We start from the raw sequence: 13,018 nt of genomic DNA, 5'->3' as shown, positions 1-13,018 counted from the left end.
AAACTCTATATATTTTGTTTAGATTCTTGGAATAATCGTAGTTTATCAGGGAAATATATTTTAAATGTAGTGCCAGTATCTTCTTGAGAATCTACACTTATGCGTAACCCTAATTTTTTGCACAAGGTTTCACAAAGGTACAAACCCATACCAGTAGATTTAACATAGTTTCTACCATTGGTTCCCGTGAACCCACGTTTAAAAATTCTCTCAATATCAGATGAAGCTATACCTATACCATTGTCTGATATTAACAATAAAGTACCGTTTTCTACTTTTTTAGCAATAAAGGATAATTTAAGTGGATTATGACGATATTTGATAGCATTATCTATTAATTGCTTTAAAATAAAAATAATCCATTTTGAATCAGATGTGACTTTCAAATCAAGGTTATCCTTATATATGCTACCATTGGCACGAATAATACTTAGAGATAATGATTTAATAGCTAAATTTACAGCCTTATCAAGTGTAAATGTTTCTATTCTATAATCTTGAGTTAAAGTACTACTTCTTGCATAGTATAGAGCTTGTTCAACATAACCTTCTATTTTTAATAGTTCTTCTTGAATAAGTATGTTTTCAGGTGTCTTATGGTTACTTAAAATTAACTTTAGTGCAGTGATTGGTGTTTTTATTTCATGCACCCAAAGTTCAATGTAGTCGGTATAATCACGTTGAGAGTTTTTCAAAGAGAACATACAATCATTCATGTATTTTGTTGCTTCATTTAAGATGTTGTAGAAGAATTTCCCTGAAAAAAAAGGGGGTTCCTCTACAATATCTGCGATGTATGTTTTTTCTTTGATTTGTTTTGAAATATTTTTTATTTCATTATAATATTTACTTAATTGATAGTATTTAACTATAATTGGTGTGAAAAAGAAGAATAGAAGAATTAAATCTATTACTATTACTAAACTTCCATTTTCATTATACAAGTAGAGGACACTAGAGATAATTAGCAAAGATAGTAAATGAAAAAGTATTGCTAACTGTTTTTCCTTAAAAAATTCAATTAAACTCATAACTGATAACCCTGTCCTCTCTTCGTTAATAAATATTTTTTTAAACCGATCGATTCCAATTTGCGCCTTAACCTCGATATATTAACATTTAAGGTATTTTCATCAACAAAATCTCCGTTTTGCCAAAGCTCATTCATTATTTCATCTCTAGAAACTACGTTTCCTTTATTCATCATCAATAATCTAAGAATGCATAATTCATTCTTTGTAAGTTCTATTTCTATATTATTATAAATAGCTTTGCTCTTTAATATTTCCAGTGTTAAATCTTTATAAGAAAGGATAGCACTTTTGGAAATTTCGTAAGTTCTCTTTAAAACGGATTGAATATGAGCTAAAAGGATTTGTAAATCATATGGTTTTGTAATAAAGTCATCTGCTCCTATTTGAAGACTTAATAGTTCGTCAAAGGAAGTGTCACGGCTAGTTACTATAATAATGGGCACAGAAGACACTTTCCGAATTTCACGACACACTTGAAAACCGTCTTGAAAAGGAAGGTTAAGATCTAAAATAATTAAATGCGGCATGCTTTGTAGAGCATCTTCTACAATTTTTGTGAAATCGTCGCCACTTATGCATTCATACCCATATCTCTCTAGAAAATCAAAAAGTTCCTTTCTGATAATTGGATCATCCTCGATAATGAATATTTTCATTTTTAATCTCCCCTTAATCGAACCAATGAATGGTTTTATTTCCATAATTTATACCTTTTCATTATATTATAGTGCATAGTAAGTAAACTTACAAAACGGTAATATTATGATACAATAATCGATTTTTTGTTAATTCATTAAATGGTAATATTATGGTAGTAAAAGGATAAGTCATCCATAAAAGGAGTGAAATTGGGAAGTGAATACAATATTAAAAGTTGAAAATATTGAAAAGGTGTATGGTAATAAGGGTAATGTAACCCATGCATTAAAAAACATTTCATTTGAAGTGCAAAAAGGCGATTTTATAGCAATTATGGGACCAAGTGGAAGTGGTAAATCGACTTTACTTAATTGTATTTCAACCATTGATACTGCTACTGCTGGTCATGTATTTATAGATGGCGAAGATGTCACAAAATTAAAGGGCCATAAATTATCAAAATTTAGAAGTGAGAAGTTAGGTTTTATATTTCAAGAATATAATTTACTAGATACACTAACTGCTTTTGAAAATGTTTCTTTGGCATTATCTATAATTAATTATCCAGTGAATGAAATTGAACATGAAGTCGATAGAGTTGCAGCCGCTTTGGATATAAAGGAAGTATTGTACAAATACCCATATCAAATGTCAGGAGGACAACAGCAGAGAATTGCGGCAGCGAGAGCCATTGTTACAAGGCCTACATTATTATTAGCCGATGAGCCAACAGGGGCTCTTGATAGTAAATCTGCTAAAATGTTGCTGAAAAATTTAGAAATATTAAATCAGCAACAAGATGCCACAACTTTGATGGTTACTCATGATCCTTATAATGCTAGTTATTGCAGAAGGATTATTTTTCTAAAGGATGGAGAAATTTTTAATGAACTAATACGAGGAAAAGATGATCGTAAAACTTTCTTTAATCGAATAATGGAGGTTGTTGCACTACTAGGAGGAAATATCAATGATGAGTTTTAAATTGATATATAAAAATGTAGGCAGAAGTATTAAAGATTATGCTATTTATTTTCTAACTCTTGTTTTAGGTGTCAGCCTATTTTATGCATTTAATTCAGTATCATCACAACCAGCTTTAAATGATTTAAATTATTCTATGGAGATTTTTGGGGATGCATTAGTTACGTATATTGGACTTTTAACAAGGTTTATTGCAATTGTTTTTGCTTTTCTCATCATATATGCCAATCAATTCATAATGAAGCGAAGAAAAAAAGAAATGGGTATTTATATGACATTAGGGATGAGTAAATGGCGGATATCCTTTATTTTTGTAGGTGAGACCTTTTTGGTAGGGTTATTTGCTTTAATTATAGGCCTTGGGCTAGGATTTTTAATGTCACAAGTTATTTCGATATTAGCTTTAAAAATGTTTGTAGGTGATGCAGTAGGATATAAATTGTTGTTATCAAAAGAAGCTATAAAAGAAACTATTATAAGTTTTTCAATTATTTATATTATAGTAGCACTTTTTAATACTCGTAATATTATGAACATTAAACTTATCGATTTATTAACTGCGAATCGTAAAAATCAAGAGTTAAAGGTCTATAACAAATGGGCGACAAGTAGCCTTTTTTTATTAGCAATTACTTTAATAACTACTGGAATACTATTGTTAATGAAATTAGGACTTGATAAGAATTATTTAACTGTGATAGTCTCGCTTCTTGGTGTTGGTATTATTTTGTTTTATTATACCATTTCCAGTGTGATGGTGTTCTTGGCTAAAAGAAACAAAAAGCTGTATTTTAAAGAACTAAATTCATTTTTGTTTCGACAATTCGGAAGTAAAATGCAAATCAATTTTCTAGTAATAAGTATCTTAAGTGCATTACTGATAGCTTCACTAGTTGTTCTAGGTACAGGATTTAGTGTTACAAGTTCTATGAATAAACAAGTTACCACGGCAACCCCATTTGACTTAACAATTGTAAAACCATATGAGGATAACAAAAATCTTTTAGAAACAGCAAAACAAGATGGCATTCCACTTAAAGAAAATCTTAAAAGTTATGTAGAGATAATGTTGTTTAATGCAGATTTAACTTATGGAGAATTGTTTAAAGAGCAACAAGTAAAACTATCTGATTTAGAACAAGAGATACTTATGTCACAAGTTACTTTAATAACTGAAACAGATTACAATAAAATATTGGAACTATCTGGAGAAGAGGGAATTCAGTTAGGAGAAAATAAATTCATTATTAATGCAAACTATGAACCCTTTAATAAACATATTCAATATTTCTTAAATAAAGAAGGAAAAATAAGAATTGGTGATAAGGAGCTCACTCCTGCAAACAAAAAAATATTTGGCAATATTACTTACTTAACAAATTCAACCAGGGAAAATGATGTAGGAACAGTGGTTGTTCCAGACAATATGAAAAATTATATGAATCCTGATAGTTTCTTATTGAATGGTGTTTTTCCCTCTCAAGAAATAGAGGGCACGGTCTATAAAATAATGAATAATAAATGGGTTGAAAAATCTCTTGATGGAAAGATTTATTATGTAACTAAGAGTGTGATACAAGACACTTACTTTGGCGTATTTGGAGTAATAGCTTTTATTAGCAGTTACTTAGGAATAATTTTAATGATTGTCACGTTATCCATACTAGCATTACAGCAATTAACAGAAACCCAGGATAACAAAGAAAGATACCTGACATTATCGAAAATTGGTGCAGATAAAAAAATGATTAATAGGTTGTTATTTAGACAAATTGGATTTTATTTTATTTCACCTTTAATTATAGCTAGTTTCATATCAATCTTTACTACTAAGGTTGTATTAGAAAAATTAGAACCATTTTTTGAAGTCTCTATCAAACAGAATATGTTTTTAAGCTTTGGTATTATTTTGTTGCTATATGTAATATATTTCATTGCAACTTATCAGAGTGCAAAACAGGTAATTTTAGACAATAGACTTAAATAAAAGGAGTAGATAATATGACTGAATTTCTAATGGGTTTTGGATTATCGGAGGGAATAGTTGAAACTATTAAATGGTGGATCCCGTATTTAAGTTTTATAATGATCATAATAATCGTAACCATTTTATTCAAGGTTATCCGTAAAAAGAAAATAAAGAATGCGAAAAATTAATAAGGTATTTAGTTTAAAAAAGCATTATTCTTGGTTAAATGATCTTAGAACTAACATGACTTGTTCCTCACAATTTTACAATTGACAATTGAAGCAGTTAAAAATAATAGCGTATTCAACTTAAACCCAGAGCGTTTCTGGCCTTATGATCCAATTGCTGTAGAATCACAAGTTGAAGAAATCGCTAGCATGCTTAAGGAACTTTTGGAGAAAGAGAAGTAAATGTTATAAAAATGCCCAAGTGGAATGATTACCACTTGGGTTTTTTCTACTACGTATCCAAAAACCGGGGAAGCCGGCCGAGCAAACAAGGTAGGACACTCACATGGTCCTCCTCATCAAACTTCACATAATTAGTATGAATGTTTTGGTCGCTTAAATGCTTCAGTCGTTCAGCCGCTAGATCAGCTCCCTCTAACATATCTGGCAACTCGTTAGCACCGATTGTGAGTAAGAGATTAATAGCATGCTGACCGTTCCAATCATCAAAACATCTGTCTATTACTTTTAGTACTGCATTGTCAGCCCACCAAACAGAAGGACTGCCAGCTACAATGTGACTGAATAAGTGAGGTTTTGCACATAAAGCATATAGTGTGAAAAGACCGCCTAAGGAATGACCAACAATCGCTTGCTTCTTTTTATTGATAGGCCATTCCTGTGCTATAGCAGGCATAAGCTCATGTTCAATAAAATCTAAGAAATCATTAGCTTTGCCGTTTGGAGGCCAAGGCGTTCCATCTGGACGTGGTGGCAGATGTTCTTTGGTAACAGGTAGTGTAAAATCGAGACAGCGTCGCTCCATATCAAAAGGTTCCTTTGAGGGATAACCGATGCCAATAACAAGAATAGGATCATAGCCTTTTGGTTTACGTGTTTGTAATTTCACTGCCTCTGCAAGTGTTGGAAAAAGGGCGTCCCCATCTAAGGCGTAGATGACAGTATAACCATCTGCTGGTGGTTCATCTGTTGGGCTTGCAATTAAAATGCGATAATCTAGCTGTTGACGAGATGTCATGGCAACTTCAAAGTAGTTTTCTGATGTATAAGGTTTCTTTGTCATTGTTATCATGGCGCTAAAAACTCCAATACATCTTCTATCACTTTTCCTTGAGCATGAATACCGCCATTTAGCCAGTAATCCTCAGATGTCTCAAATACTTGATTGTTTTTGAAGGCTGCTGTACTTTGCCAAATTTTACTGTTCTTCAACTCATTTAAAAATTCATCCCCAAGATTACCATCATTGATTAGGAAAATATAATCGGCATCCAGTTCAGGTAGAATCTCCAATGATACTTCGAAGGCACCATTTTTCACGTAGCTGCTTTGTTCAAATCCTAATTCATGTGTTAAGACATACCCACTAAAATACTCATCCGTCATGAAAAACATACCTTTTGCATTAAAGCGAATTAAAGCAATTTTTTTACCCTCTGTTATAGAGGATAGCTTTGTTTTTGCTACATCTACTTTTTCTTGATAATCCTGTAAGGCTTGCTCAGCCTTGTCTGTTTCATCAAGTAGTTGCCCTAAAACTTTAATAGAGCCTTCTAAATCACTTGCAGCATTATTAAAAACATAGGTTGGTGCGATTTTTGCATATTTTTCATAGGTGCCATTTTCCATATAAAATGAATTGTGCAAAATAATTAAGTCTGGTTTATCTGCTATAATGGCTTCGGCTGATGGGGGACCGCTTGCAAAGCTAATTTCTGGTATACCCTGTAGCTGATCTTGTAAATAAAGCTGTGGCTTAACACCATTAGACCATTGCATAGTAGGCTTGATACCAAGAGCTAGTAATGAATCCTCCATGACAGGTGCAAAAATTTTAGTAGGCTTAGCTGGTAGTGTTACCTCATTACCAACCTCATCTTTTAGTGTTAACGGATAAATACTTTGCTCCTTTGTACTTTCTGAGGATGCCTGCGTTTCTACCTGTTCCACTTTATTGCTTGATTGGGTATTGCAGGCGGAAAGTATGCCGATAGTTAGCAAAAACATCGCTGATAAATAGGCAGATTTTATAATTGTATGACATTGAATAGGACAATTTTGTTTCATTGTTCATCAAAGTCTCCTTCCAGTGATAATCATTCTCAAATGGAATTATAAATCACTGTCTGATACGTTACCATGGACGGGGACAGGAAAAGGATTTGGATTTTTTCCGGTTAGCATAAGTAACATTTCATCTAGCATTCGGTTTATAGCAATAGCTGAGTATTCGAACCAAGGATTCGAAGGTAAAACATAGACATGTCCATTTTTTACAGCACGGAGCTCTTTCCAACGATCAAGGTATTGTAGAGTAAGCCAATAATTTCGGGTTGGTGAATCGGGACAAATGATAAATAGCAAACGGTCAGGGTCTATATTTACTAGCTGATCAAGTGTAATATGCTCATTATATGTTTGTTGGTGAGTATCGACAGAGCGAAGCTGTAAATCTGTATACAGTACATCCTGAATCCCTTTATTACAATACATAAATAATTGATCACCGCATAAACGAAGAACAGCAAACGTATCATTTTCAGCAACTTGATTAATTTCTAATCTCGCCTGTAATACCTTTTGTTCATATGTTTGAATGAAGTGCTCACCTACGCTTTGCTTTTTAACAGCTACAGCTATTTCTCTCAGCTGTGTTCGCCAATCCTTCGCTTGTATAAAGACACTTTTGATGCCAATAGTTTGAAGCCAATTAAGCATGGAGAGGGAGGGTTCCTCTTGAAAAATATGAATATCTGGCTTAGCGGAGGCTAATTTTTTGAAGTTATCCTCTGATTCTGTATCAAATATATTAACATGCACGGGAATTTTCTCTTGATAATGATTGTAATAATAAGGACTCCATTTAGCATTCAGCGGAGCCGCAACTGGTATGATACCAAGCGCTAATAAATTTCCAGTAGCGGAGACGGAAAAAGTAGAAATACGCTGGCGAGCCATCTCACTATAAGCAGAAGGTGAAATCCCAACTTCTTTTTTAAATTTTCGGCTAAAATAAAATTCGTCACTGTAACCTACTTTTCTAGCAATCTCACGAAGTAATAAATCGGTATCACGCAGTAATTGCTTGGCATGTCCGATACGTAGCGCCGTTAAATAATCTGTGGCACTTTGACCGAATGCCTTTTTAAATGCCTCTCCAAAGTAACTGGAACTCAGACCCGAAATGAGTGCTAGATGCTTAATCGTGAGAGGTTGATGATGGTTTTTAGCAATATAATCTCGAATATCCTTTAATGATATTTGAGTTGTCGTATCTGTTATACTTCCCTTTTCCATATAAATGTCACCCCTTATTATAAGTATGAGAATTACTTGGCAGTAACCAATAGTTTTGGTAATGCACCGAGTAACTTCTCTCTTGTAAAGGCATCTCCATAATTCCACTTTGTTGCATCCACTAAATAAGCATGGTTAGTTTGTACAGCAGGGAGTCCTTTCCAAATATCGCTATTAATCAATTCCATCGTAGCCATTTGCGATTCGGGTTTATCAGATAACAACATAAAGATACGGTCACCAGCATACTGAGGTAAGTGATCTATTGGTATTTCTCTATACCCTTCGCCTGCTTGAAGTAGCTTTTTGACTTGTGGGTGAGGTTGAAAACCATCTGGATGAAAAAGAGCAGGGGATAGACCTGTACAGCCCATAATAAAAAGACGTTTGCCATGATCAAAAGTCAAAACAGATGCTGTTTCACCAGGCTCTATCACTGTTTGTAGCTGCTGCCACATAGTATTTTCTTGGATTTTAAAATATTCTAGCCAATCTTCTGCACGCTGTTGTTGGCTAAGCCACTGCCCTAATAAAAGAACGCGTTCCTCCAATGAATCCCAGGAATTTAGGGTAACTGTTGGTGCAATAGAAGATAGTGCTTGATATTGCTGTTCGTCATTATTTGTAAAGATAATTAAATCAGGGTTCAGCTTCGAAGATTTTTCAAGATTGATTGGAAAGGCAACATCTTGAATATAAGGAACATGGTTTTTATAGAAGGATTTACTAATAGAGTTTTTGTTACCACCTATTGGCTGCACATCAAAAATCAACATATCCCCAAACGTTTCTCCATGATAAATAACACGATGCGGTGAACGAGGAATGGCTACCTCGTGTCCTGTCCAATCTTTTACAACAGTTTTTTGTTTATATTGTCGTGCAAACTCTTTTGGAGGTATTCCAATTACCTGTCGGAAGCGGCGATTAAAATAATATTCATCATCAAATCCCACTTGCTGCGAAATATCTTTTAATGGCTCATTTGTTTGTAGTAATAATTCCTTGGCATTTGTAAGACGTAAATCTGTAATATAATCAAGTGGTTTCTTCCCAGTTAAGGTTTGGAAGATCGTACTATATTGCCATTGAGCTATACGAGCGAGTTCCGCTAGCTTTTTCACTGTTAAAGGCTGTTGAAAATAGTTATGTATATAGTCGATAGTTTCTTCAACCGCCTTTGTCATTGTCAACTGGTAGTTCATATGAAGCTGATGTTCAAATAATAAATTTAAGAGTTCATACAAGACTCCTTGTTGTTTAAGAAAATCCAATTTAGGATTTAAATTATACAGATTTTCGCTAAGACGAATTAATCGTGTATACGGATAAATTGTATATTCCACTTCATCAGAAAAAATAGATCCTAGATGTGGGGAAGGGTGCTTATGTTTTAGCTGAAAGGCTGAAAAGGCAATTTTATAGAAACGGTAACCATGATTTATATCCGATAAATCAATCATAGAATGGGGCTGAACAAGAAAAATTTTTCCTTTCGTCACCAAATAGGGTATATCATCAATCGTTAATGTCCCACAGCCATTTGTAAAAAGTATCATCGTATGATGAGAAGTCGAGATAAACGGATAGCTCTGCGAAATACAGTCAATATCTTTTAAATGAAATAGTAAATCATTGTTAATAGAAGCTGATTTATTGTCTTCCATCTGTTCACTTCCTTAGTAAATGAAAATGATTATCAATTAACTGTATTGTATAAAAAGTAAAGAGACATTTCAACAAAGATGAAATGTCTCTTGTTAGTTATTTTTTTAACATAGTAGGTAATTGTGATAACAGCCATTCTCTTGTTGAGGCATCGCTATCACTTTTTTCAATATCAAATGTGTAGACATGACCGTTCTTCACTGCCGGTAGGTTCTTCCAAATTGGACTTTCCATCATTTCTTTTGTCGATTGTTTTGCTTCATCATCGACTGGTGTGAGGATGAAAATTCGATCACCAGCATATTCAGGAAGAAGTTCTGTGGAGATTTCAGCAAAGCCTGTTCCATCATCAAGAATTTTTTGTATGTTGTCGCCAGGCTTAAGCACATTTGAATCGTATAAAACTTGAGAAAGTCCAGCACGTGCCATGACAAATAATCGATCTCCTGGATAATATGTTAAAACCGATGCCGTTTCATCTGGTTTAATGATGTCATCAGCTACAAGCGACTCCCACATTTTATCCGCTTTTTCTGTATAAGCATCCATCCATTGAGTTGCTTCTTCTTTTTTATTAAGTATATCGCCCAGCTCTGTTAAACGTTGGTTTAAGGGCGCAAAAGTATCAAACACGATAGTAGGAGCGATTTTAGAAAGCTGTGAATATGTTTTTTCATCTGAAGTACCAATAATGATAAGATCAGGCTTTAATGACAATGTTTTTTCCACATTAATAGGAAAACCAACGTCCTCCACATCTTTTACGCGATCTTCCCAAGCGTAATTTGTAATCCAAGAGAAGCCAGCACCAACTGTTTTGATATTCAATGCAAGTAAATCACCGAATCCTTCTCCATGATAAACCACTCTCTCAGGATCTACAGGAATTTCAACCTCATGACCTAAATAATCCTTATAAACACGAGTGGTTGATGCTGATGTTGTTGTCTCTTCCTTCTTTGTTTCTTGATTGGTAGAACCACAAGCAGCTAGTATGATACTAACCAGTAATAATAAGCTATAAATGAGCATATGTCGCTTTAATTTTTTCATGTCTCTTCCTCCGTAAATGATAATCATTATCGATATAGGCTAGCATAAATTAGTCAGTGACCTAGAACAATGGATAAAATGAAAAAGGGCCATTAAGGTTTATCCAAAAATCTAACTGTAACCTTAAATTAAAATCCGTTTTACCGTATAAGTATCCTTCCATTGGTGGAGAATGGACTTTTCATTGGACTAAGATTCGTGTAATGAAAGGGGGTTAAAAATAAAAAATTATTGGATGTTTGTCATAACAGGAATGCTATTAATTGTTACAACTACGGGGTTTGGTCGCATGGCATAAGGAGTTATATTGCCGTTTATGCAGGAGGGAATGAATTTCACGACCACTCAATCTGGTTACTTAGGAACAATGCTGTTTTTAGATTATTTACTAATAGTGGGAATTTCTGGAATACTTACAACACACATTAGTGCAAAAAATGTTCTGTTAGCAGGGGGAGCCTGTGTCATTTTAGGGTTAATAGGACTGGTGTTTGTTGCAAATTTCTGGTAGGCTGCCATCACACTGTTCCTTGCAGGTGCTGGTCTATACGCCACTACTATCGATAGCCATTAACCTGTATCCTAAGAAACGAGGTACTGTCATGGGACTGTTAATGCGTGGAGCCGGGATAGGAATGCTTTTAACAGGTTTGATGGTACTTTCTTGCTTATCAACTTCCTGAGTTAGGTTGGAGAGGAGCATGGCTAATTTTCGCGGTTTTGACACTAATCGTCGTATTGTTAGCGTTTTGTACAATTAAGCAACCAAGTTCTATACAGAAAAACAACGTTTGGAGAAGGCATGTTATTTATTACAAAGCGGGACAATGAATGTTATGGAAGTAGCGAATGCTGTTGGCTATTCTAATCCGAGCCATTTTGCTGCGGTTTTTAAGGAGAAATATGGGCTGAATCCTCGAGACTTTATCAGATACAGATCACAATAATACCCTTCAGCTTTTAAACAAAGCTGAAGGGATTTTTTTTATTTCACTATGCTATCCAATACATTTTCAATAATTTGACGATTGGCTATAGCACCTGAATATAACCAGCTCGAACTTGATTCGAATTCATAAACATGACCATTTTTAATGGCAGGTATATTAGCTAGCAGAGGATCGCTTAGCAATTCAGAGCTACCTGCACTATCACTGTTAATAACAAAAAGATAGTCAGCATCTATTTGAACGAATTTTTCTAAAGAAACTTGCGACCAATCACCAGCAGCAGAAGCTGACATCTCTTTCACAAGGCTTGGCGTTTGTAACCCAAGATCCTCATAAAGAACAACACCGCTAGAAGCTGTGTCACTGACCATATAGATTGAATTATTGATATTCCAGATCACAGTGGCTGAAGGCTTCCCGACTTTGTTGTGAATTTCTTCTTTTGCTTCTTTAGCGAATTGATCATAATCTGCTAGAACTTCCTTTGCCTTATCTGTTTGACCAAAAATTTCGCCCATTTTTAATAGTTTATTGCGCCAATTATTATCCTCCGTTCCCATCACATACGTAGGTGCAATTTTGCTATATTGCTTATATTTTTCACCTTCAGCAATTTCAGGAGAACCGATTACAATAAAATCTGGATTAAAGCTTGTCACAGCTTCATAGGGAAGATCGAATTCAATTGTTGGAATATCCTTTAATGAATCCTGGAGATAGTCTTGGATAGAAGTCCCACCCTTTACGGACCATTGTGCAACGGGCTTTAAACCTAATGCTACAAGGTGATCTTCTAGATAAGGAGCTATGATGCGTTGGGGATTTTTAGGAATGGTCACTTCATGTGCTATTGAATCTGTTAATACTCGATTGGAGTTTTCTTCCTTTGCCTTCTCTATTGTGGAAGAAGATTGAGTTCCGCATGCAGTCAAAAGGATGGAAATAATTAAAATGCYAGTTAAAAAGGCATTCTTTTTTATAAATTTTTTCAAAGCTATAAGCCTCCTATTTCAATTGATTTCTATTATTCTATTTCATTATAATGAAAATGATAATCAATATCAATTTGATGTTTAGGAGATAGCGTTTAAATGTACAAAGACAATCAACTACTGTCCCATATTTTTTATCAACCTATACAAATAGTGAAATTAAATGAAATGTTAAGTGACATAGAAACACAATTCACCTACCCATTTATGGTCATAGTATATGAGGGATATATAGAGTGTACGC

At 34.2% G+C, this 13,018-nt stretch carries 13 protein-coding genes; 5 read left to right on the top strand and 8 right to left on the bottom strand.

Annotation, left to right across the window (positions count from 1 at the left end; all coding sequences use genetic code 11):
• Positions 1 to 5: 5 nt before the first annotated feature.
• Positions 6 to 1,031: a sensor histidine kinase gene (locus ACHZEU_RS12520; RefSeq protein WP_279493652.1), complete on the bottom strand. Its 1,026-nt coding sequence runs from the start codon at positions 1,029 to 1,031 to the stop codon at positions 6 to 8.
• A complete protein-coding gene (locus ACHZEU_RS12515; RefSeq protein ID WP_004233853.1) occupies positions 1,028 to 1,690 on the bottom strand; it encodes a response regulator transcription factor in 663 nt (220 codons plus the stop codon). The genes ACHZEU_RS12520 and ACHZEU_RS12515 overlap by 4 nt, the downstream gene beginning before the upstream one ends.
• Before the next feature lie 199 nt (positions 1,691 to 1,889).
• Here ACHZEU_RS12515 and ACHZEU_RS12510 point away from each other — a divergent pair, with 199 nt between their 5' ends.
• The 3 genes from ACHZEU_RS12510 (at position 1,890) to ACHZEU_RS12500 (ending at position 5,036) form a co-directional block, all read left to right on the top strand.
• Positions 1,890 to 2,657 (top strand): ABC transporter ATP-binding protein, encoded by a 768-nt coding sequence (locus ACHZEU_RS12510; RefSeq protein ID WP_009373595.1) that lies wholly within the window; start codon positions 1,890 to 1,892, stop codon positions 2,655 to 2,657.
• Positions 2,644 to 4,644 (top strand): ABC transporter permease, encoded by a 2,001-nt coding sequence (locus tag ACHZEU_RS12505; RefSeq protein ID WP_279493654.1) that lies wholly within the window; start codon positions 2,644 to 2,646, stop codon positions 4,642 to 4,644. Before ACHZEU_RS12510 ends, ACHZEU_RS12505 begins: the two co-directional genes overlap by 14 nt.
• A gap of 251 nt (positions 4,645 to 4,895) precedes the next feature.
• Positions 4,896 to 5,036, top strand: a complete 141-nt coding sequence (locus ACHZEU_RS12500; RefSeq protein WP_279493656.1) for a hypothetical protein — start codon at positions 4,896 to 4,898, stop codon at positions 5,034 to 5,036.
• A gap of 49 nt (positions 5,037 to 5,085) precedes the next feature.
• Here the strand turns inward: ACHZEU_RS12500 and ACHZEU_RS12495 are convergent, their stop codons facing one another.
• The 5 genes from ACHZEU_RS12495 to ACHZEU_RS12475 all read right to left on the bottom strand — a co-directional run bounded on the left by ACHZEU_RS12495 (position 5,086) and on the right by ACHZEU_RS12475 (position 10,832).
• Positions 5,086 to 5,886 (bottom strand): alpha/beta hydrolase-fold protein, encoded by an 801-nt coding sequence (locus tag ACHZEU_RS12495; protein WP_341715384.1) that lies wholly within the window; start codon positions 5,884 to 5,886, stop codon positions 5,086 to 5,088.
• On the bottom strand, positions 5,883 to 6,881 hold the full coding sequence (locus tag ACHZEU_RS12490; protein WP_279493659.1) for an ABC transporter substrate-binding protein: 999 nt from the start codon (positions 6,879 to 6,881) through the stop codon (positions 5,883 to 5,885). Before ACHZEU_RS12490 ends, ACHZEU_RS12495 begins: the two co-directional genes overlap by 4 nt.
• A gap of 45 nt (positions 6,882 to 6,926) precedes the next feature.
• The gene (locus ACHZEU_RS12485; protein WP_279493660.1) at positions 6,927 to 8,111 is read right to left on the bottom strand and encodes a helix-turn-helix domain-containing protein; all 1,185 of its coding nucleotides are present in this window, start codon (positions 8,109 to 8,111) and stop codon (positions 6,927 to 6,929) included.
• A 32-nt stretch (positions 8,112 to 8,143) separates the two neighbouring features.
• Complete coding sequence (locus ACHZEU_RS12480; RefSeq protein WP_279493662.1) at positions 8,144 to 9,778, bottom strand: helix-turn-helix domain-containing protein; 1,635 nt, start codon at positions 9,776 to 9,778, stop codon at positions 8,144 to 8,146.
• A 97-nt stretch (positions 9,779 to 9,875) separates the two neighbouring features.
• Complete coding sequence (locus ACHZEU_RS12475) at positions 9,876 to 10,832, bottom strand: ABC transporter substrate-binding protein (protein ID WP_279493663.1); 957 nt, start codon at positions 10,830 to 10,832, stop codon at positions 9,876 to 9,878.
• Between the two features lie 328 nt (positions 10,833 to 11,160).
• Here ACHZEU_RS12475 and ACHZEU_RS12470 point away from each other — a divergent pair, with 328 nt between their 5' ends.
• On the top strand, positions 11,161 to 11,343 hold the full coding sequence (locus ACHZEU_RS12470) for a hypothetical protein (RefSeq protein WP_279493664.1): 183 nt from the start codon (positions 11,161 to 11,163) through the stop codon (positions 11,341 to 11,343).
• 316 nt (positions 11,344 to 11,659) lie between these two features.
• On the top strand, positions 11,660 to 11,779 hold the full coding sequence (locus tag ACHZEU_RS12465; RefSeq protein WP_231595570.1) for a helix-turn-helix domain-containing protein: 120 nt from the start codon (positions 11,660 to 11,662) through the stop codon (positions 11,777 to 11,779).
• Positions 11,780 to 11,817: 38 nt separating this feature from the next.
• Here ACHZEU_RS12465 and ACHZEU_RS12460 read toward each other — a convergent pair whose 3' ends face one another.
• On the bottom strand, positions 11,818 to 12,774 hold the full coding sequence (locus ACHZEU_RS12460) for an ABC transporter substrate-binding protein (protein WP_404803456.1): 957 nt from the start codon (positions 12,772 to 12,774) through the stop codon (positions 11,818 to 11,820).
• Positions 12,775 to 13,018 lie beyond the last annotated feature (244 nt).

Origin of the sequence: Lysinibacillus sp. S1 (assembly GCF_044986265.1) — a bacterium.
GTDB lineage: Bacteria > Bacillota > Bacilli > Bacillales_A > Planococcaceae > Lysinibacillus > Lysinibacillus capsici.
The sequence above is the reverse complement of the archived record's forward strand: the minus strand, read 5'-3'. Positions and strand labels throughout refer to the sequence as shown.

Coding starts and splice junctions, on each gene's coding strand:
- ACHZEU_RS12520 (WP_279493652.1), bottom strand. CDS start 1,031: ATGAGTTTAATTGAATTTTTTAAGGAAAAACAGTTAGCAATACTTTTT.
- ACHZEU_RS12515 (WP_004233853.1), bottom strand. CDS start 1,690: ATGAAAATATTCATTATCGAGGATGATCCAATTATCAGAAAGGAACTT.
- ACHZEU_RS12505 (WP_279493654.1), top strand. CDS start 2,644: ATGATGAGTTTTAAATTGATATATAAAAATGTAGGCAGAAGTATTAAA.
- ACHZEU_RS12495 (WP_341715384.1), bottom strand. CDS start 5,886: ATGATAACAATGACAAAGAAACCTTATACATCAGAAAACTACTTTGAA.
- ACHZEU_RS12490 (WP_279493659.1), bottom strand. CDS start 6,881: ATGAAACAAAATTGTCCTATTCAATGTCATACAATTATAAAATCTGCC.
- ACHZEU_RS12485 (WP_279493660.1), bottom strand. CDS start 8,111: ATGGAAAAGGGAAGTATAACAGATACGACAACTCAAATATCATTAAAG.
- ACHZEU_RS12480 (WP_279493662.1), bottom strand. CDS start 9,778: ATGGAAGACAATAAATCAGCTTCTATTAACAATGATTTACTATTTCAT.
- ACHZEU_RS12475 (WP_279493663.1), bottom strand. CDS start 10,832: ATGAAAAAATTAAAGCGACATATGCTCATTTATAGCTTATTATTACTG.
- ACHZEU_RS12470 (WP_279493664.1), top strand. CDS start 11,161: ATGAATTTCACGACCACTCAATCTGGTTACTTAGGAACAATGCTGTTT.
- ACHZEU_RS12465 (WP_231595570.1), top strand. CDS start 11,660: ATGAATGTTATGGAAGTAGCGAATGCTGTTGGCTATTCTAATCCGAGC.